The 18,632-nt window shown below is 55.6% G+C and carries 18 protein-coding genes; 11 read left to right on the forward strand and 7 right to left on the reverse strand.

Features of this window, described 5'->3' with window-relative positions; translation table 11 throughout:
- The first annotated feature begins 5 nt into the window (after window positions 1-5).
- Window positions 6-1,841 (forward strand): allophanate hydrolase, encoded by a 1,836-nt coding sequence (gene atzF / locus NHF56_RS20700; RefSeq protein WP_252808188.1) that lies wholly within the window; start codon window positions 6-8, stop codon window positions 1,839-1,841.
- A gap of 45 nt (window positions 1,842-1,886) precedes the next feature.
- Here atzF and NHF56_RS20705 read toward each other — a convergent pair whose 3' ends face one another.
- The 3 genes from NHF56_RS20705 to NHF56_RS20715 form a co-directional block, all read right to left on the reverse strand.
- Window positions 1,887-2,705: a carbohydrate ABC transporter permease gene (locus NHF56_RS20705; RefSeq protein ID WP_252808190.1), complete on the reverse strand. Its 819-nt coding sequence runs from the start codon at window positions 2,703-2,705 to the stop codon at window positions 1,887-1,889.
- On the reverse strand, window positions 2,702-3,652 hold the full coding sequence (locus tag NHF56_RS20710; RefSeq protein WP_252808192.1) for a carbohydrate ABC transporter permease: 951 nt from the start codon (window positions 3,650-3,652) through the stop codon (window positions 2,702-2,704). Before NHF56_RS20710 ends, NHF56_RS20705 begins: the two co-directional genes overlap by 4 nt.
- Window positions 3,653-3,802: 150 nt before the next feature.
- Window positions 3,803-5,041 carry a sugar ABC transporter substrate-binding protein gene (locus NHF56_RS20715; protein WP_252808232.1) on the reverse strand — a complete coding sequence of 413 codons (1,239 nt, stop codon included), beginning with the start codon at window positions 5,039-5,041 and terminating at the stop codon, window positions 3,803-3,805.
- Between the two features lie 291 nt (window positions 5,042-5,332).
- Here NHF56_RS20715 and NHF56_RS20720 point away from each other — a divergent pair, with 291 nt between their 5' ends.
- From NHF56_RS20720 to NHF56_RS20740, 5 genes are all read left to right on the forward strand, one after another.
- The gene (locus NHF56_RS20720) at window positions 5,333-6,781 is read left to right on the forward strand and encodes an NAD(P)-binding domain-containing protein (RefSeq protein ID WP_252808194.1); all 1,449 of its coding nucleotides are present in this window, start codon (window positions 5,333-5,335) and stop codon (window positions 6,779-6,781) included.
- Window positions 6,778-7,809, forward strand: coding sequence for a questin oxidase family protein (locus NHF56_RS20725; RefSeq protein ID WP_252808197.1), 1,032 nt, complete (start codon window positions 6,778-6,780; stop codon window positions 7,807-7,809). The genes NHF56_RS20720 and NHF56_RS20725 overlap by 4 nt, the downstream gene beginning before the upstream one ends.
- A gap of 7 nt (window positions 7,810-7,816) precedes the next feature.
- Complete coding sequence (locus NHF56_RS20730) at window positions 7,817-8,992, forward strand: amidohydrolase family protein (protein ID WP_252808199.1); 1,176 nt, start codon at window positions 7,817-7,819, stop codon at window positions 8,990-8,992.
- Between the two features lie 66 nt (window positions 8,993-9,058).
- On the forward strand, window positions 9,059-10,585 hold the full coding sequence (locus NHF56_RS20735; RefSeq protein WP_252808235.1) for a gamma-glutamyltransferase family protein: 1,527 nt from the start codon (window positions 9,059-9,061) through the stop codon (window positions 10,583-10,585).
- Window positions 10,582-11,829, forward strand: a complete 1,248-nt coding sequence (locus NHF56_RS20740) for an amidohydrolase family protein (protein ID WP_252808201.1) — start codon at window positions 10,582-10,584, stop codon at window positions 11,827-11,829. The genes NHF56_RS20735 and NHF56_RS20740 overlap by 4 nt, the downstream gene beginning before the upstream one ends.
- Window positions 11,830-11,871: 42 nt before the next feature.
- On the opposite strand, the gene NHF56_RS20745 is transcribed toward NHF56_RS20740, so the two are convergent.
- Together NHF56_RS20745 and NHF56_RS20750 are read right to left on the reverse strand one after the other, a co-directional pair.
- On the reverse strand, window positions 11,872-12,705 hold the full coding sequence (locus NHF56_RS20745; RefSeq protein WP_252808203.1) for an ion transporter: 834 nt from the start codon (window positions 12,703-12,705) through the stop codon (window positions 11,872-11,874).
- Between the two features lie 41 nt (window positions 12,706-12,746).
- Entirely contained in the window at window positions 12,747-13,688 is a 942-nt protein-coding gene (locus tag NHF56_RS20750) for a hydrogen peroxide-inducible genes activator (RefSeq protein ID WP_252808205.1), read from the reverse strand.
- Between the two features lie 197 nt (window positions 13,689-13,885).
- Between NHF56_RS20750 and NHF56_RS20755 the strand changes: the two genes are divergently transcribed.
- From NHF56_RS20755 to NHF56_RS20775, 5 genes are all read left to right on the forward strand, one after another.
- Window positions 13,886-14,110, forward strand: a complete 225-nt coding sequence (locus tag NHF56_RS20755) for a DUF465 domain-containing protein (protein WP_252808207.1) — start codon at window positions 13,886-13,888, stop codon at window positions 14,108-14,110.
- Window positions 14,111-14,601: 491 nt separating this feature from the next.
- On the forward strand, window positions 14,602-14,868 hold the full coding sequence (locus tag NHF56_RS20760) for a WGR domain-containing protein (RefSeq protein WP_252808209.1): 267 nt from the start codon (window positions 14,602-14,604) through the stop codon (window positions 14,866-14,868).
- 134 nt (window positions 14,869-15,002) lie between these two features.
- Window positions 15,003-15,446 (forward strand): nuclear transport factor 2 family protein, encoded by a 444-nt coding sequence (locus NHF56_RS20765; protein WP_252808212.1) that lies wholly within the window; start codon window positions 15,003-15,005, stop codon window positions 15,444-15,446.
- Window positions 15,447-15,670: 224 nt separating this feature from the next.
- A complete protein-coding gene (locus NHF56_RS20770; RefSeq protein WP_252808214.1) occupies window positions 15,671-15,871 on the forward strand; it encodes a hypothetical protein in 201 nt (66 codons plus the stop codon).
- A gap of 225 nt (window positions 15,872-16,096) precedes the next feature.
- Window positions 16,097-16,456, forward strand: coding sequence for a hypothetical protein (locus NHF56_RS20775; RefSeq protein WP_252808216.1), 360 nt, complete (start codon window positions 16,097-16,099; stop codon window positions 16,454-16,456).
- Between the two features lie 221 nt (window positions 16,457-16,677).
- Here NHF56_RS20775 and NHF56_RS20780 read toward each other — a convergent pair whose 3' ends face one another.
- Both NHF56_RS20780 and NHF56_RS20785 read right to left on the reverse strand, forming a co-directional pair.
- The gene (locus tag NHF56_RS20780; protein ID WP_252808218.1) at window positions 16,678-17,379 is read right to left on the reverse strand and encodes an SMC-Scp complex subunit ScpB; all 702 of its coding nucleotides are present in this window, start codon (window positions 17,377-17,379) and stop codon (window positions 16,678-16,680) included.
- A 2-nt stretch (window positions 17,380-17,381) separates the two neighbouring features.
- Window positions 17,382-18,335, reverse strand: coding sequence for a DUF1403 family protein (locus tag NHF56_RS20785; RefSeq protein WP_252808220.1), 954 nt, complete (start codon window positions 18,333-18,335; stop codon window positions 17,382-17,384).
- Window positions 18,336-18,632 lie beyond the last annotated feature (297 nt).

Genomic DNA, 18,632 nt, shown 5'->3' on the forward strand with positions numbered 1-18,632 from the left:
TCAGCATGTCCGATTTCGAATGGCTTCCAGAGACAGGCAGCCTTGATTTTCAAACGTTGAAACAGGGCTATGTCAGTGGAAGGCTGACGCCGGTTGAAGTGGTCAACGCCATTTATGACCGTATCGAAGCGCGCGGTGACGATCACGTCTGGATCTATCTCGTTCCGCGCGAGGAGGCGATTGCCGCCGCGCAAACGCTGCAGGATACCGGGCTTGATGATCGCCCGCTTTGGGGCATCCCTTTTTCCATCAAGGACTGCAACGACGTTATTGGGCTTCCCACCACAAATGCCCTGAAGGAAAGTGCCTATATAGCGGAAAGCACAGGCCAGGCGGTGACGCGGCTTTTTGATTCCGGTGCCATTCTGATTGGCAAAACCAATATGGATCAGTTCGGTATCGGCCTTGTTGGAATGCGCACGCCCTATGGTGCCTGCTCCAATGTTTTCGATGAAGACTATATTTCAGGCGGGTCCAGTTCGGGTTCCGGCGTTTCGGTGGCTGCGGGCCTTTCAAGCTTCTCCATTGCCAATGATGCGGCAGGTTCAGGCCGGGTCCCGGCCGGTTTCAACAACATTGTCGGCATCAAACCCACGCCGGGCATCATCAGCAATGCCTGCGTTTCCGGCGGTGGGTGCGTTAAGACGATTGAGACGCTTTCGGTTTTTTCGCTCACGGTTGAAGATGGCATGGCCGTCATGCGCGTCATCGCGGGCTACGATCCGGACTATCCATTCTCGAAGCCGGAAGCCGATAATGTACCGCTGGACATCAAAGCGCCCCCGCCTCATTTCCGCTTCGGTATTCCTGCAGGGGACGCGCTCCGCTTTTTTGGCGACAAGGAGGCCGAGCGTTTGTTCGGCGAGGCGGTTGATCGCCTGACTGCCATGGGTGGCGAGCCTGTACCCGTCGATTTTGGGCCTTTCGAAGAAACCCAGCGCATTCTCTACGATGGCCCATGGATATCGGAACGGGCGTTGAGCCTCGACAAGATGCTCGCGGAATATGGCGACGCCATCCATCCGGTCACCAGGGGAATTTTGGAAAATAGCGGCCAATATTCCGCACTCGACACCTTTCGCGCGATCCACAGGATTGCCGAACTCAAATGCCAGACACGCCCCGTTTGGAACGATATAGCAGTCCTTCTGGTTCCAACGACGCCGACGATCTACAAGAAGTCTGAGATTCTGGAAGATCCGGTTGCGCTCAACGCAAAGCTCGGCATTTATACGAATTTCGTCAACCTGATGGGGCTTTGCGGCGTTGCAGTACCCAATGGTTTCCGCGTTGATGGTCTGCCTTCAGGCGTGACTTTCTTGGGGCCGAGTTTTTCAGAGGCGTCTATTGCCGGTATAGCTGCAGCATTTCACCGAGAAACCGGCCTGGGACTTGGCAAGAACCTGAACGCCTATCCGGACTATCAGCATGATGGGCAACTTCCCGTGGACCACCGTGAGATCGCCGTCGTGGGCGCGCATCTCTCCGGCATGCCGCTCAACCATGAACTCACGGAGCGCGGAGGTGTTTTCCGCCACGTGGCGAGGACGACGCCGGATTATCGCCTCTATTCACTGGACGGCACAGTTCCTGCAAAGCCGGGCATGCAACGCGACCCGCAATTTTCAGGCACTGGCATTGAACTTGAAATCTGGTCGCTGCCGCTGGAAGGATTTGCCGATTTTGTCGAGCGCATTCCGCAGCCGCTTGGACTTGGCAAGATAACCATGACTGATGGACGTCAAGTTTCCGGGTTCCTGTGCGAAGCGGCCGCGCTTGTTGGTGCGCGTGAAATAACCGAGTATGGCGGATGGCGCGGCTTCAAAGCCGCCAACCCCTGATCCGGTTCGCCTTTCAGCAAACCGCAAGAACAGCAAAGGGTGTCCTTAATGGACGCCCTTGGTCAATCCTTGCACGAAATAGCGGTTCAGGAACAAAACGATCAAAACGATCGGGATCGTTGAAAAGTGCGCCAGTGCGCCAAGCGTGCCCCAAGTGATATCTTTTGTACCATATGCGGATAGCAGAGCCACCGAAATCGGTTTGGAATCCAGCTGCGTGAGGAACATCGCAAACAAGAAGTCATTCCACGAAAACAGAACGCAAAACAGGGCCGACGCCACAATGCCTGAGCGTACTGCCGGCAGCGACACCCGCCAGAAGGCGGAGAACTGATGGCAACCGTCTGTTAGTGCGGCCTCTTCGAGCTCTTTGGGCAGCGCCCGAAAGTAGGAGTACATCATGTAGGTGACAAAAGCCGTGTTGAGCACGCAATTGATCAAGACGACGCTGAACCAATGTCCAACGAGCCCGATATCACGCATCATGAGATAGAACGGTATGAGCGCCGCAACAGCGGGCACCATGCGGATCGACATGAAGAAATAAGCAAGTGCCATGGCCAGACGGTGGGAGGAGCGTGCCAGCGCATAACCGGCAGGAACGCCAAGCAAAAGCGACAGAACCATTGAACCGCCGGCGATAAAGATGCTGGACCGGACCAGAGAGGGAACGTCAAACACCGACAATGCCTTCCTGAACTGGTCCAGCGTCGGGGTGAAGCCGAAGCGAGGCGGAATGGAGAAGATGTCGATTGAGGGTTTGTATGCCGTCGTTGCCAGCCAGATAAATGGCAATAGAAAGAAGGCAAGCATGAAGAAAAGAAAACCGCGTCTGGCGGCGTCCAGTGCGATCTGTCTGCTCATTGGGTGCTGGCCTTCTTGTCATAATGGCGGATCAGGAAAATGAGTGCGGCCGCAATGATTGCCGTGCAGAGCAAGGACACATTCGCGATGGCTGACGCCTTACCGATATTGAAGAAGCTCAAGCCTTCCTTCACCGCATAGACCATCAATGTGTTGGTCGCATTGCCCGGCCCCCCGCCGGTGGTCACGAACACGCTGTCAAAGACCCTGAATGCGTCGATTGTTCGGATGGTGAGTGCAAGAAGAACAGATGGAAGCATCAGTGGAAGTGTGATCTTGCGGAAAATGCGAAGCGGTTTGGCGCCATCGACAGCGGCGGCTTCGAGAATATCGGTCGGCAGCGCCTTCAATCCCGCCAGCAGGATGAGCGCCACAAGCGGTGTCCATTCCCAAATGTCGATGAAGACAAGCGTGGCAAGCGCGGTATTTTGCGAGGCAAACAAACCGCGCGGGTCGCTGAGCCCCCATTGTGCCAGATAATATCCGATCAGCCCATAGTCGGCGAGCAACAGGCCTTTGAAAATAAGGCCGACAACCAGCGGCGTGATGGTAACCGGGATGAGGATCAACGTGAGGCAGATGCGGTTAAACCGGTCATCGCGCCACAAAGCAAGCGCTATCGCAAAGCCCAGCACCAATTCAAAGAAGACGGCAGAAGCCGTGAAAACAATCGTGTTGATCAGCGACCGTTGCATGTCGCTGTCAAACATCAGTTCGACATAGTTTCCGAAGCCTATGAACTCGGTGCGCGCGGGCTTGAGCAGATTGTAGTCGTAAAGGCTGTACCATATCCCTTTCAGGAGCGGATAAACGCCGAAGCCAAGAACATAAACAAGGGCGGGAAGAGCCATCGCGATGAGAAACATCTTGCGGCGCTGGGCAAATGTCAGCCCGCCGAAACCGGCAAATTGATTGACCAGAGGTTCGGTGCTTGCGGAAAGGGCCATTCAGTCGAAAACCATCAATAAACTCGCATCAGCCGCTCATATGAACATGGACGACGGCAAAAGGGAACCGATGCGGGAACAACGGAGAGTGGTTCTTCCCGCCCTCGGTTGACGTTCGGCCATGTGGACACGGCCGAACGTCATGGGCAATCAAAACACCTTGACTGCAGCGTCCTGTGCCTTGTCCAATGCAGCTTTAGGCTCTTCATCACCAACGAGCACCGAATTGACGGCGGTGCCGAGAATGTCCTGAATTTCAGGATATTCAGGGATGCGCGGACGATAGTCGCCGTCGCCCTTTTCAAAGGCCGTGTCGAGCAGTGGAAGGAATGGATATTTCGCATTCAGCTCAGGATCGGCAACCACGCTCTTGCGGATGTAGCTGCCAGCGCCCTTCATGTTGAAAGCCTTGTGAACGTCCGGGCTCGTGATCCATTTGATAAAGGCCCAGGCCGCCTCCTTCTGCTTGTCATTGATATCAGCATTGATGGCCAAACCCCAACCGCCAATACCATAGAGTTCGGGCAGTCCTTCGCCGCGTGGTGCAAGCGCAAGCCCAACCGTGTCGACGACTTTCGAAATTTCCGGATTGAAGTAACCCGGCGCGCCGACAGACCAGGTCTGCATGGTTGCGGCAATGCCCTGACGGAAGCTTTCTTCACGGCCACCCCAGTCATAGTCTGCAGCACCGGGAGGAGCTGCTTTCTTGAAGAGGTCCCGATAGACTTCCAGGCTCTTGACGTTGGCCTCAGAGTTGAGGGCTGGTTTGCCATCTTCATCAAGGATGGAGCCGCCCATTTCGGCATTATACTGCATCCAGTCCTGGGCAACGGCGGGACCTTTTTGCCCATTGGCAACAAAGCCATACTGGTTCTTGGAAGGATCGGTCAGCTTGTAGGCGGCATCGACCAGCTCTTCCATGGTTTTCGGCACGTCAAGACCCGCTGCTTCAAAGAGATCTTTACGGTACGCCAGAACGTTGGCGTATCCCGCGAAGGGATAGGCAACCTGTTTGCCTTCATAATTGCCAAGCGCATCCATCAGCTTGGGATAGATATCGTCGGTTCCCAGTTCGGCCTTGTCTCTTTCAATAAGGTCTTTCAGATCGACCGTGAAATCGTTTTGCGCATACTGACCAGCCCAGACGATATCCATTGTAATAAGATCATAGCCGCCCGTATTGCCGACAAAGTCTGCCGTCGTCTTTGTAAGCAGCGAGCCGTAGTCGAGAATGTCAACCTTGACCTCTGCGCCCGTTGCTTCCTTGAACTCAGGTGCCATTTCCACCAGCACGGTCGAGAACTGGTCGTTCATGGATGCGAGGTTGAGCGTTACGCCCTCAAATGGTTTGTCCTGAGCATGACCAACGCCTGCTGATGCAACAGCCATCAGGCAGACGGTGGACAGTATTTTTATATTCCCCTTTATGCGAGCCATTTTGGTTTCTCCTGTCATGATCGAATTCAACTATACATCAAACAAAAACGCACTCAAGTGCACTTGACAAAAAAGTCATAAAGGCCCGAATATAACATTTATGAACATATTCGCGCAAAAAATGATTGATTTCCGCGCAGTTTGTTTAAATATTAGGCAATCAAGCACTGCAAACGCCCACATCAGTTGCTTAGTTACTTTGATGACGCATGTTGCCCCGCGTTTGGGAGGCGGAAATGAGGCATGATGGAACGTGGTAGGTTGGAAGGACGGCTTGAAGCTCTGGCCAGAGCCGCGCTTGAGGAGATGGAGAGAACGGAGGCGATCAGCGATAGCTGGTTACCACCACTACCGGCTGGCGCTGAGACGCCTTATTATAATGTCGTCATTTGCGGTGCTGGCATGTCGGGCCTTGCGATTGCCTTTGGCTTGAAGCGCCGCGGCGTAAGCGATGTGCTTATCGTAGACCGTAATCCGGAGGGCAGAGAAGGGCCTTGGGTGGGGTGCGCCCGCATGAAAACATTGCGGTCTCCAAAGCACCTGACAGGACCGGATTTCGGTATTCCGTCTCTCACGCCGCGTGCATGGTTCGAAGCAGTTTACGGTGAACAGGCCTGGGCGAGCCTCGGCAAAATGTCCCGGCAGGACTGGATGGCATATCTTGACTGGTATCGCGCCTTCACCCTGCCGACAGTCGAAAACAATACCGAGTTGCAGAAGATCAAGTGGAACGAAGGGTGGCTGGAGCTGACGCTTGGCGCAAACGACGATATTCGCCGCGTTCGCTGCCGCCACCTTATTCTCGCAACCGGCATAGATGGCGCAGGCGCGCCCAGCCTGCCGGGTTTCATGCACGATATTCCCAAACGCTTCTGGACACACAGTGCCGAAATTGCCGATGACAGCCATCTTGCAAAACGCGATGTCGCTATTCTGGGCTCTGCAACATCCAGTTTTGATTGGGCTGTCACAGCATTGGAAGAAGGTGCCCGGAAAGTGACGATGATCGGCCGTGCGCGCAAACTTGGGCGAACCGAAGTGCTCGACTGGACAAATTTTCCCGGTTATCTCGGCCATTTTGCCGAATTGCCGGACGTTGAGCGCTGGCGTTTCAGCAGGCTTTACAACAGTTTTCAGGTGCCACCCACGCAGGACCAATTTGACCGTGCCATTTCCCACCCCGATTTCAGCATGCAGTTAGGCCAGAATGTGCGCTCTGTGAATGTTGAAGGCGACAAGCTTCGCATTCAAACGGATGATGCCACCTTGGTGGTTGACCATATCCTGCTTGGAACGGGTTATGTGCACGACATGTCGCTGCGGCCGGAATTGTCTGACATCGCACCCCATGTCGCCCTTTGGCGGGATCGCTTTACGCCACCGGCAGATCAGGAGTGCGATGTTCTTGCGAACTATCCCTATATGGGACCAGGTTTTGAGCTGATGCCCAAAACGTGCGGAGAACATGATTGGCTACAGCGGATTCATATGTTCAACTGTGCAGCATTGCCGAGCCTCGGACCGGTCAGCAATGGTCTCACTGGCATGAAATACGGCCTTCCACGTATCGTCGATGCCGTTGCAGGGAGCCTTTTTGCCGCGTCCACGGAGGAGTTTGCCCGTGACTTCGCCCTATTCAACAAGGATCATTTCGACCCGCGGGGCCTTGACGGCGAGGAGTGCAAGCGATGACAAATCATATTTCGGAGGGTAGCCTGGATTCAATCCTGGATATTGCCCGCAAAGACAGTGTGGAGTTTCCATATCTGCTGGCCAATCATGCCCCGATGGTACTCATCGCGCTGGAGCGAATGGGTGCCTCTCCGTCACGCCTTGCCGAGTGGTATGCGGTCTATCGCGATACACACAAGCTGGCACCGCCTTCGCCATCCGTGGCGCCTATTGAAGCAGAAACGTGGAAAGGCGCCCTTGGCGACCGGTCGCGCGAAGCCGATTATCGTATCTTCTTTACGGGAGAGGTCGAACGCCTGGGAATTGATGCGGCAATACGGCAGTATTTGCCACATCTCATTCAAGGCGTTGCCGGCAGCGCCTTGCATCCGCTGATGCGGCTTGCTTATGCGGTGCTTAAGATGGATAAGGCCGAATCCGGAGCGGCTCTCGGCTATTGGGCTGCATGTTATCTTCCAATGCCTTACCCCGGCGTTATTGAACCTGACACCCGCGATCCGGCTGCAATCCTGGCGGCTGTTTCATCCGTCGATGGCATTCGCACCTACAAAACCGAGACTGACCTGCTGTGGCACAATATTCGTGCTGTGGCCGAACTGCCGGAGTTCGCTCCGTTGATCGGCCGGTTGAAATTCGATGAGAATACGCCGAAGCGCATGGCCGAGACGTCGCTTGCGGTATTTGCCGCCACGATGGATTTTTCTGCGCTCCATGCAGTGACAGGCATGCATTGGGTGCGTCTTGTCGCGCCCTATATTGATGACCCCGTCCCGCTTTACCGGGTCTTTTGGCAGGTCATTGCATCGCTTGTGCCAAAGATCGGGTTTCCCGACTTGCCATCCGCAAAAAGCCTGCAAATGATGCGCGAACTGCCCGCGCCCGATTGGGCCGATATCAAGGCCGCAGCCATTGCTTCGTCGGACGAACATGATGTCAGTCTCGTTTTCTCAGCCTCGCAGGAAGAAGAGGTTTGGGGCGATCGGCTCTATCAGGTTGTTGCCGCCCGCCGTGTCGGGCTTATTGAATAGGAAATGCATGAACGCTGATCTTGTTATCGAAAATGTTCTGTTGCCGGATGGTACCCAGGGATCAGTCGCTATCTCAAGCGGGGTCATCCAGTCTATCGGACATGACAAACCATCTGCTGCTGCAGTGTATGATGCCAAGGGCGCACTGATAGCGCCGGGCCTTGTCGATGGCCATGTTCATCTCGACAAGACCCTGCTGGGGCTTCCGTTCATTCCGCACATTCGAGGTGATACGGTTGCCGAGCGTATTGAGGCTGAAAAACACATCCGCCGCACCCTGGAGGTGCCGGTTGAAACCCGCGGCGGTCTGTTGATCGAAAAGCTCTCAGCACAGGGCACGGTCGCGCTGCGCAGTCACGTGGATATTGATACGGAAATCGGGCTGAAAGGTCTTGAGGCGGAGCTGACGCTGAAAGAACGCTATCATCATTTGATGGATATCCAGATCGTGGCGTTTCCTCAGTCGGGAATTCTGCGCGATCCCGGAACGGACGACCTCTTGAATGCAGCCATTGAGGCAGGTGCCGATCTTGTTGGCGGCCTGGACCCCGCAGGGATCGATGGCGATGTCAGCAGGCATCTTGATGTTGTTTTCAATATAGCGGAAAGGCATGGTGTCGGGGTCGATCTGCACTTGCATGACGGCGGTGCACTGGGGGCTTTCGAGCTGCGCCAGATCGCGGAGCGTACCTTGTCGCTTGGGCTAACCGGCAAGGTTGCTGTTAGCCATGCGTTCTGCCTTGGTGAGCTTGACGACGTTGATTTCGGTCGGACTGCAGCGCTGCTTGCAAAGGCCGACATTGCCATCATGACCACGGCGCCAGGACCGGTTTCCATGCCCCCGGTCAAACCGCTGCGCTCGGAAGGCGTACGTGTGTTCTGTGGCTCGGACAATATTCGCGATGCATGGTCGCCATTCGGGAATGGCGATCTTCTGGAGCGCGCAGGCACCGTCTGCGACCGGCAGGACTATCGCTCCGATGAGGACCTCGCTCTTGCTTTCAGTCTCGTGACGGAAATGTCTTCTCAGGTGATGGGCCGTGAAGGCGGTCTTGTTGTGGGTGCTCCTGCGGATTTTGTGCTGCTACCCGTCGGCTCTATCGCTGAAGCGGTCGCGGAACGTCCGCGGCAGCGCACAGTGTTCAAGCGCGGCATCAATGTCACGCCGGGTGCGGGAGAATAACCTTTGGCTGAGACACGCGCAGTCGCCGATACGGTCTCAAATGGCAATGCGATTTCGCACAAGGCCATGATTGTCTCACCGCATACGGCGTCAGCCGAGGCGGGAGCACGCGTTCTGCGCCGCGGCGGCAACGCCATTGAAGCCGTGATTGCCGCCGGTGCCGCATTGTCGGTCACCTACCCGCATTTTTGCGGCCTCGGGGGAGATGCGATCTGGATCGTTTCGGATGAAGCCGGCGCAAGTGAGGTCTTCATCGGGATCGGACAGGCTGCGCAAGACATACCCCAGTTTGGTGATGGCATTCCGCTGCGCGGCCCGCTTTCAACGCTCACGGCCGCCTGTCTGGTCGATAGCTGGGATTGCGTTATCAACTATTCTGCAACCCATTGGCAGGGCCGCGAAACACTGTCAGACCTGCTTGAGCATGCCATCGTGCTGGCGGATGAAGGCTTTGACGTCAGCCACTCACAGGCTTTCTGGCATGATTTTCGAAAAAACGAGGTTTCTGGCTGGCACGGCTTTGCCAGCACTTTCAGAAGTGCAGGCCTGCAGCGGCAGCCTGCACTGGCAAGAACTTTGCAGACGATCGCCGAAAATGGTGCCCGTGACTTCTACGAAGGCGCACTTGCCCATAGGATTGCTGCAGGCCTGAAAGAGGCTGGGTCACCATTAACGGCGGCCGATCTGGCCGCAGTCCGCACGCGCTGCGAAAAACCGTGGCGGCTTGACTATAATGGCCGCACGCTTCTGGCTCCGCCGCCACCGGCACAGGGTGTTACGACGCTTCAGATCATGGGCATTCTGCAATATCTGGAAATGGCCCGGTTTGATCCGGGAAGTGCCGATTTTTATCATCACCTCGTCGAGGCTGTGAAACAGGCTTTTGTGGATCGTGGTTCTATCGCCGATCCAGATTTCGCAACTATTCCTCTTGAATGGCTTTCCGATGATTGTCTGCGCGCGAAATCACAAAATATCAGGCCCGATCATGCGCTTGTCTGGCCGCAACCGTTTCGCCACGGTGATACGGCCTTTATCGGTGCGGTCGATGACAAAGGTCGTGCCGTTTCCATGTTGCAGAGCATCTATTTTGACTGGGGCAGCGGCGTTGTTGTCGGTGATACCGGAATCCTCTGGCAAAACCGCGGGGCTGCCTTCAGTCTCGATCCTAAAAGCCCGAATGTTCTTCAACCCGGCAAACGCCCGTTTTACACATTGAATCCCGGCATGGCGCTAAAAGCTGGAAGACCGGATATGGTTTATGGCACGCAGGGGGCTGACGGCCAGCCGCAAACGTTGTCGCTCCTTTTGAGCCTGCTGATCGATCATGACCTGTCGCCCCATGACGCGCTTTCGCATCCGCGATTTCTGCTCGGTAAGACCTTCTCCGACACCAACGATAGTTTGAAGGTCGAGGCGGGTGGATCAAAGACGCTTGAAGCCGAGCTTGCTGCGCGCGGGCATGTTGTTTCAATGATCGACCAATTGAGCCCGTTGGGCGGGCAGGCAGGTGTGATCCGCCGCCAGCCGGGTGGCTCCTGGGTCGGTGCACATGACCCTCGCAGTGATGGCGGAGCAATCGGCATATCATGAGCAAAACGCCCAAGTTCGATCTCCTGATCCGCAATGTTCGATTGGAACAGAACGGTCCGCTTGTCGATCTGGCAATCAATAGCGAGCGCATTGCAGGCATTGGCAGCAACCTTATGTGTGATGCCGGCGATGTGTTTGACGGCGAAGGTGCCTTTGCATTTCCGGGCTTTGTCGAGACCCACATTCATCTCGATAAAGCCGGGATATTGTCTCGATGCTCCATATGCGAGGGAACGCTTGGCGAAGCCGTCAGAGAAACGGCGAAGGCCAAGGCGGCCTTTACGGAGGAGGATGTTTACGCGCGTGCGGCCAAGGTGGTGGAAAGCGCGATCGTCAGCGGAACCACGCGTCTTCGTACATTTGTAGAGGTAGACCCGCGCGCAGGACTGCGATCCTTCGCAGCGATCAAACGCATTCGTGAGGATTATGCCTTCGCCATCGACATCGAAATTTGCGCCTTTGCGCAGGAAGGCCTGACGAACGAGCGGGAAACCTATCAGCTGCTCGAAACGGCGCTTGGCGATGGGGCAGACCTTGTTGGCGGCGCGCCTTATGTTGATCCTGACCCGGAAGGTCATATCGCCATGATTTTCGATCTTGCCGAGCGCTTCAAGGTCGCCGTTGACTTCCATCTGGATTTCGATCTTGACCCCCAACACACGGATCTTCCTGCTGTCATCCGTGAAACTGAATATCGGGGTTATGCAGGACACGTATCGATTGGCCATGTGACCAATATTTCTGCGATGAAGCCCAACGATGTTCGCGCCGTCGCCGACAAGCTCAGAGACGCTGGTATCGCGCTTACCGTCTTGCCGGCTACAGACATGTTTCTGAACGGTCGCGCGTACGATCACCTTGTTCCGCGCGGTATCGCGCCCGCACATGTATTATCCGCGCACGGCGTACTGACCTCGATTGCCAGCAACAACATCCTCAATCCTTTCACACCCTATGGCGACGCGTCGCTAGCCCGCATGGCCAATTTCTACGCGAATGTTGCGCAGCTTTCCCGCAGCGAAGACCTGCAAAATGTTTTCGACATGGTTTCCAGGAGTGCGGCGGCTCTCCTGGGCAAGGCATATTCAGTACGCGTCGGAGGGCAAGCTGACATCGTACTACTCGACTGCAGCGGCCCTGAGGAGGCCATACGGATCGTCGCCCGACCGCTGGCCGGATGGAAGCGAGGCCGAAAAAGCTTTGAAGCGCCCAAGGCAAGGATTTTTCCAGAAGCCGTGACCTGATTGCTAATGGCTTTACGATGACTCCCACTCGTGACTTGCTTCTCACCTCTGGAAAAAGCTCTGACGCAACTCTCGAATCTCGGAGCGCAGCGCGAGGATTTCCTGCATCAAAGCCTCGCGCTCGCGATGCGCAATTGCATCACTCTTTTCTGTCGCTTCCTTCACATCAGCATCGTGAATGGACTGCATTGAATTCACAATCAGGGCGATGAAGAGGTTGAGGACTGCAAAGCTGGTGACGATGATGAACGGTACGAAGAAAATCCAGGCCCAGGCGTAAGTCTCCATCACAGGCCGCACGATGCCCATGGACCAGCTCTCGAGCGTCATCACCTGGAACAGGGTGTACATGGAAGCCCCAATTGAACCAAACCAGTCGGGAAATGCGCCCCCGAAGAGCTTTGTCGCCATGACACCTGCGACGTAAAAAATCAGACCCAGCACGGCGACGATGGCACCCATGCCCGGCAGCGCATCGAAAAGGGCATTCACAACCGCCCGCATCTTGGGGACGACCGAGATGAGGCGCAGGGCGCGCAAGATACGCAGCGCACGCAGTACGGAAAACGTGCTGGCAAACGGGGCGAGTGCAACCGTAACGATGACGAAATCGAAGACATTCCAGCCGGACCGAAAGAAGCGAAACCCCTTGGCGAAAAGTTTCAAGCCGATCTCGGTGATGAAAATCGCAAGCGCAATCCGGTCCACGGCAATCAACAATGGTCCTATGTAGGACATGATCCATGGGCTGGTTTCAAGGCCGATTGTGACCGCATTGATGGCAATGACAATGCCGATGAAGCGATTGAACCTTGGATTATCCACAATCGCATCGACTGCTGACCGCACATTTCTCAGATAATTATTCGATAACATCGACCTGTCGAATCCCTCAATGGAACCAGTCCGTTTCGCTCTCAAGCATAAGGCTGTAAAATTGTTGAAAAATCGCTCCGGACAACCTGTTTTATGGCATCAGAGAATGCCTTGAAGGCTGCCGGATTGCGCGAGCTTCGCCGTGTTACCAGTCCTATGGACCGGGTGACCGAACCACGCCGAAACGGCACAAGCGCAACCCCGCCATCTTCCTTCTCCGCTTCCGAATTGGCGTAGAGAGCAGGCAAAAGCGTAACCCCCATGTTCATCGCCACCATCTGGCGAAGTGCATCAAGGCTGCTACCTTCATAATCCTGCCGAAGGGTGGCACCGACGGTGCTCGCAAGTTCCACAAGCTGCGTGTGCAGCATATAGCCGTTTGAAAGAACCAGCAGCGTTTCACCGGCCAGATCGATATCCTTCGTGTCCTTGTGACCGGCAAGCCGATGGTCGCGCGCCACAGCCAGCCTGAGAGGTTCGCGAAAAAGCCTGGTCACTTCCAATTCCGATGCATGAACCGGAAGCTGGGTCAGCAACAAATCGAGCCTGCCGGCTTGGAGATCCTGCAACAATTCGCGGGGTTGGCCATCACGAATATAGAGGCGCAATTCCGGATGTTCGGCGTGAAGAAGCCGCACAACACTGGGCAACAGATAGGGCCCCAGCGTCGTGGAAGCACCCAGACGATAAGTGCCGGAAATGCCAGCGCGCGTTTCCTGGGCGACACGTACGAGTGATTCAATATCTTCAAGGATCGTATCTATCCGCGACAGCACCTCGCGCCCCGAAGCTGTCAGCACTGCACCGCCGCGTCCACGTTCCACGAGTGGTGTTTGGAGAATACTCTCCAGGTTATTGATCTGCTCGCTAAGTGACGGCTGACTGACGCCCACGCTTTCGGATGCCTTTCGAAAGTTCTTCTCGATAGCGAGCGCCTGAAAATACTGCAGCTGTCTGATCGTCGGCAGAAGAGGTTTTTCCATAGGTTTTTCCGATCATATTTTCCGAAAATATGGCGTTGTTCCTCTCAATATTCAAGCCTATCTTGTGATTTGAAGAGGCGGCGTGCCGGATATTTTCACCGTGAAAGAGGGTGCCCCCAGATCAACACGCTATGGGTCCTGTGCACGCAACCTCGTCGACTGACATCAGGAAAACCAATGAGAAAGGAAGGAAATCCATGACGAGAATGCGGCTTAGTCGTTCGACCATCGCAGCTCGCATCGCATCTTTGCGAAACCGCCATCGCGAGCTTGATGCCCAAGTTTCAGAAGAACAGAAAAGGTCGTGGAGCGACGGCGCTATTCTTACGAAGCTCAAGCGAAAGAAGATGCGTCTGAAAGATGAAATCAGGCGCTATGAGGGCCTCATGGTTACGCTTTCCCGCCGAAAGCTGACCAGCTGAAGCGATACGACCGACATCGAAATAGACCCTAGAAGAAAGGAACGCTCGTGTTTTTCATGACCGCATACGCCCTGTCGAGCTGCCGCATGTTTCATAGTGCGAATATTGCGGAACTTGAAGAAGCAACGGCAAGAACCCCCGCCCGAAGGAAAACGGGTCGCAACGCGGATGGAGGGCAATCAAAACCCGCCGAAACGCCTTCCGATCAGGTTGAAACAGACCGCACTGTATAAATCTGTCGCAAATCCCCCGAATCCAGCGACACGTGATCCCGCCTTGACCCGGCAGGCTTGACATAGCCTGTCGGGTCACTTCGGCGAAAAACCTTAGGCCGGTCAAGCAAGATGCCGGTTGTTGCGCGACAAACCCGATTCTGGGCTCTATCCCAAGGTTTAGCGCAGGAATTGATGATCAGTGATTTGAATCGATCACGAGAGGTGGATTCAAAGAACTGATTGGACAATTGCCGTGATGACGGCGAGACTCCTTCAATGCTTATCAAGGAACCTCACCAGATCCACCTTCACCGTATTGATCCGTCCCGGAACATGCGGCGCTTTTATAGCCTCACAGTTCAACCAACCCTCTTTGGCGAGGCTTCGCTGATCCGCAATTGGGGACGGATCGGAACGAAGGGGCAGACAATGATCCAGACGTTTGAAAATCCAGCCGACGCCGCGAACGCATTGCTGCGATTAGAGCCGGCTAAAATCCGCCGTGGCTACTGCACTGTGTCCAGTGAAGGGGAGGAATGCTGAGCTAATCCCGGCAACCTCGCCAGAGGATCTGAACCCGTTCAGCTCGACCGATGGCTAGGTTACAGACAAACTACCGTTCCATCTTTATGGTGCACGTCCAATGAATCGCTCAATCAACCTAAAGGATAACGACCATGTCGGAAGCTCTTCACAATGTTAAGCCCGCGGTCGCGCGTTCCCTTGATCTCTGGCACAAGATGATCGAGAAAAATGATCTCAGCGAACTCCACACCATCATTCATCCGGACGCCGTGTTTCGGTCGCCCATGGCTTATACGGTCTATGGTCCGGCACCAGCCCTGATCCTTGTACTCACCACTGTCATTCAGGTCTTTGAGGATTTCAAATATCATCGGCAATTGGTCAGCGATGACGGATTGAATGTCGTACTCGAGTTCAGCGCCCATATAGGCGATAAACAGCTAAAGGGCATAGACCTCATCCAATTCAATGAAGAGGGGCAGATCGTCGAGTTCGAGGTAATGGTGCGTCCAATGAGCGGCTTGCAAGCGCTGGGCGCGGAAATGGGCAAACGGCTCAGTGATAAATTGCCGACACTCAAATCGGCGTCCCATTGAAAATTCAACAACAAACAACAGGTGTGAGCGAAGGCCAAGGAATTTCCAAACCTTCACCGCCACGGCTGAAATGATCTTCTTTGCGCATTCAACCAGCCCGGCTGTGCGAAAAACATAGCCCAAGTAGTGTCAGCTCCACTGCTGTCCGATCACCGCAAAAAACGGAGATTGCACACCAGGTTGCTGCTGCACTGGGGGCGGCTCCCCTTCAAGGGCCGCCTTCAATGGCCTACGCACGTTTGTCTCAAGGGATTGCAGACGGTAATTTCTTCTCCTTTGAATCCGTCATCTCCTTCAAGGTCATATTCAACGATCCATTCGCATCCGGAAATGGAACAACTGCAGCAGGTGAGCGTTCGCATTTAGTAGGAATTCGTGGGCGCTCCGATTTCTCATCCATTTTATCTGCCAGCGCGAGAAACTGACTTGGTGTTTCGGGCCGCGCATTTGATGCAGACATCCCGCGAGCGAGATCAACAATCGAGGCGACGGCAATGCAGGTTTATCCACTGAAGGGAGACGATTAGCGGATCGGACATACCGAAGAGCCTGGCAACCGGGAGAACGAGGTGGAAAAAGCCCACCACAGAACCTGGCTTTGGCTCTTAGGAGCCGCCATACTGCTTCTCCTTGGCGCGGGAGTCTATTGGTTGCTGACACAGACCAAGCAACAGGCCGCGCGAGAACCGTCTCACCCGCCACTCGTCGAAACAGCCATCGCCAAATCCGCAGAAAGCCTGACGATTACGCAAACAGCCTTTCTTCGGCCAAGTGGAGAGGTTTCCGTGACTGCGCAGACATCGGGCCGCATCCGCTCGGTCAGTGAAGACTTTCATGTAGGCACAACAACAAAAAAGAACACTCTGCTCGTGGCGCTGGAAATGGAAGACCTCCAAGCCGGGGTCGAACAGGCCGAAGCCCGAGTGGAGCAGGCGAAAGCCGCACTTGCCGAAGCGCGTGTAACCCGAAGGAAGGCAGGAGGAACTCGCGGCAAAGGACTTTTCCAGTGACGCTCAACTCGACGATGCAACTGTCTCGGTCGCAAGTGCGAAGGCTGATCTTGCCAACGCGCAAGCCGGTTTGACACAGGCTCAAAACCCCCTTTCAGACGCTGTCCGCGCTCAAGGGCGATGCCTTCATCGCTGAAACCATCGTCGTTGCCACCCAGGGCAGCGCATCATACGCGAAGAGCGTTGGGCATGAATGATCTGATGCAGGACCTCAATCCGGCTCAGATGGTATCCCCGACAGCTTCGCCGTCTTCCCCCTCAAGGGAAGCATCCTGCAATCGCAAGTCGTCTTTAGCGGCAAGCCCTGCATCTTCCAACGCCTCAATATCAGGCAAGTCGTTGAGCGTTTGCATGCCAAAAACGGAGAGGAAATGCTTCGTGGTGACATAGGTATAGGGCGCACCTGGTGTAGGGCTTCTGGGTCCGGAGGTTATAAAGCCTGCGGAGCGCAGGGCGGCGATCGTGTCTCTCGAGACCTCCTTGCCGAAGATCTTGGAAAGGTCTGAGCGCGTGATGGGCTGGAAATAGGCAATGGCGGTCAGCACGGTGGATTCAAACGTTGACAGTTTGGCCGGCATGGCGCGCGTTGGCGCATGCGAGGCGCGGATTGTGTCGGCAAATCGCTTGCGCGTTCTGTGCTGCCAACCGCCCGCCACCGATACAAGCTCATAGGGCCTGTCGCGCAGCTCCTCGCGAAGATCATCAATCAGCAGATCGATGCTGCATTCCTTGCCGACAATGCGGGCCAGTGTTTCGCGCTCGACAGGTTCGGACGATGCAAAGATAACCGCTTCGACCCTCAGCATCCACTCGCGCCAGCGCAGCTCCGGCGGCAGGTCATCAAGCTCGCGATCAAATAGACGCTCGTCCTGTTGATCGGATCGTGCCTTTTGCCCGGTCGGCGCTGTGTTTGATGCCGCCACGATCACAATCCATAAATCTTGAATGATGAGCGACCGGACAATTCACGCACGGCAGCGAACGTTTCCAACCGGTCGAACATGCGCGTGGACGCCCAGCGGGAAAGACCCGAGCCGGGAGCAGACGCGAGAATAGCATCTTCGCCAAGCAGCTTTTCAATGATAATACCACCGCCCCTTGTTCTGATCTTTCGCGCAGCCTCCGCTAACCGTTCGGCCCGGCGGTTGATCTCACCTGCGGACCGCAAGGCATTGTCGACGCCATCGACCAAAGCCAGACAGACGGCACGGGCAAAAGCCGGCTCGCCCGGCAGGACACGCCCCCTGCCACCGATCGTCTTGAACGCGCGACCAAAACGCTCCGCCATGAACAGCGGAACCGGACGCTCCCATTTCAGGCGAAGGGCCATCAACTGATCGGCCAATATCCAGGCCAGCGCTTCGGCGTCCGGACGCACGGCGTAAATGGCAGACACCAGCTCTGCAATGGCAAACGGCACCGCTCGGCCAGACTGACGAGCAGCGTCAAATTGCTCAACAACTGCGTCAAGTGTTTCATCCGCGCGCAGCCCCAATAGCGCCGTCAGTTCGCCCAGGCTCTTGGACGACGGGGCGGGCTTTCGTCCCACAACCCTTTTGAAGGCCAAATAAATGTTTCCGGCAGGCCCCGGATCATCACCGGCTGCGGTTAACAGCACCGCATCCCGCAAGGCTGCTTCATCCGCATTGCGCCCCATCAGCCGAACCGCACTTGCTGCACATGTCAGCGCCTGACGTTCGCGCCAGCAGCCCGCCCAGGGAGAGTTGGACCGCACAAGATCATCGATTGATTTCAAAGCGATACCCGCAGAAAAGGCCGCATCGGCCTCCCCCTCATCCGACCCGCGCGACAAAGCCCAGCCCGGCAAGGGTGTAGGCGCAACAGCACCAGAAGACAAAGATGTGAGTCGCGAATCCATGAGTAACTCTATAATAGATGTGCAGTTTTCTAAAACATTCTTACCTTATATGCACCTCTTGTCCACACCATAAAAAGCCTGATAAGATTGCATTATCGTTCATAATGGTCATTATAGAGAAAACACACGCTCAGAGGCCGCAAATGCCCGAAAATGACATCGATCCGCACGCTGCGCCGTCTCTCAGCGCGGTGGGGCCGGAACATTCAAACGATGCCGGCCTGTCCACAGACGCCGCGGAACACACCCCTGCCCGCCTGGCACCCCTGGTCGACCGTGCGCGCGGTTACGTGGATG

The sequence above is a fragment of the Rhizobium sp. L1K21 genome, from assembly GCF_024055895.1.
Taxonomy (GTDB): Bacteria; Pseudomonadota; Alphaproteobacteria; order Rhizobiales; family Rhizobiaceae; genus Ensifer_A.

Excerpts from the sequence above, each read along its gene's own strand:
- NHF56_RS20770 (WP_252808214.1), top strand. The coding sequence starts at position 15,671 with ATGGCCTACGCACGTTTGTCTCAAGGGATTGCAGACGGTAATTTCTTC.
- NHF56_RS20715 (WP_252808232.1), bottom strand. The coding sequence starts at position 5,041 with ATGGCTGTTGCATCAGCAGGCGTTGGTCATGCTCAGGACAAACCATTT.
- NHF56_RS20720 (WP_252808194.1), top strand. The coding sequence starts at position 5,333 with ATGATGGAACGTGGTAGGTTGGAAGGACGGCTTGAAGCTCTGGCCAGA.
- NHF56_RS20735 (WP_252808235.1), top strand. The coding sequence starts at position 9,059 with ATGATTGTCTCACCGCATACGGCGTCAGCCGAGGCGGGAGCACGCGTT.
- NHF56_RS20785 (WP_252808220.1), bottom strand. The coding sequence starts at position 18,335 with ATGGATTCGCGACTCACATCTTTGTCTTCTGGTGCTGTTGCGCCTACA.
- NHF56_RS20730 (WP_252808199.1), top strand. The coding sequence starts at position 7,817 with ATGAACGCTGATCTTGTTATCGAAAATGTTCTGTTGCCGGATGGTACC.
- NHF56_RS20705 (WP_252808190.1), bottom strand. The coding sequence starts at position 2,705 with ATGAGCAGACAGATCGCACTGGACGCCGCCAGACGCGGTTTTCTTTTC.
- atzF (WP_252808188.1), top strand. The coding sequence starts at position 6 with ATGTCCGATTTCGAATGGCTTCCAGAGACAGGCAGCCTTGATTTTCAA.
- NHF56_RS20725 (WP_252808197.1), top strand. The coding sequence starts at position 6,778 with ATGACAAATCATATTTCGGAGGGTAGCCTGGATTCAATCCTGGATATT.
- NHF56_RS20745 (WP_252808203.1), bottom strand. The coding sequence starts at position 12,705 with ATGTTATCGAATAATTATCTGAGAAATGTGCGGTCAGCAGTCGATGCG.
- NHF56_RS20765 (WP_252808212.1), top strand. The coding sequence starts at position 15,003 with ATGTCGGAAGCTCTTCACAATGTTAAGCCCGCGGTCGCGCGTTCCCTT.
- NHF56_RS20750 (WP_252808205.1), bottom strand. The coding sequence starts at position 13,688 with ATGGAAAAACCTCTTCTGCCGACGATCAGACAGCTGCAGTATTTTCAG.
- NHF56_RS20740 (WP_252808201.1), top strand. The coding sequence starts at position 10,582 with ATGAGCAAAACGCCCAAGTTCGATCTCCTGATCCGCAATGTTCGATTG.
- NHF56_RS20755 (WP_252808207.1), top strand. The coding sequence starts at position 13,886 with ATGACGAGAATGCGGCTTAGTCGTTCGACCATCGCAGCTCGCATCGCA.
- NHF56_RS20760 (WP_252808209.1), top strand. The coding sequence starts at position 14,602 with ATGCTTATCAAGGAACCTCACCAGATCCACCTTCACCGTATTGATCCG.
- NHF56_RS20710 (WP_252808192.1), bottom strand. The coding sequence starts at position 3,652 with ATGGCCCTTTCCGCAAGCACCGAACCTCTGGTCAATCAATTTGCCGGT.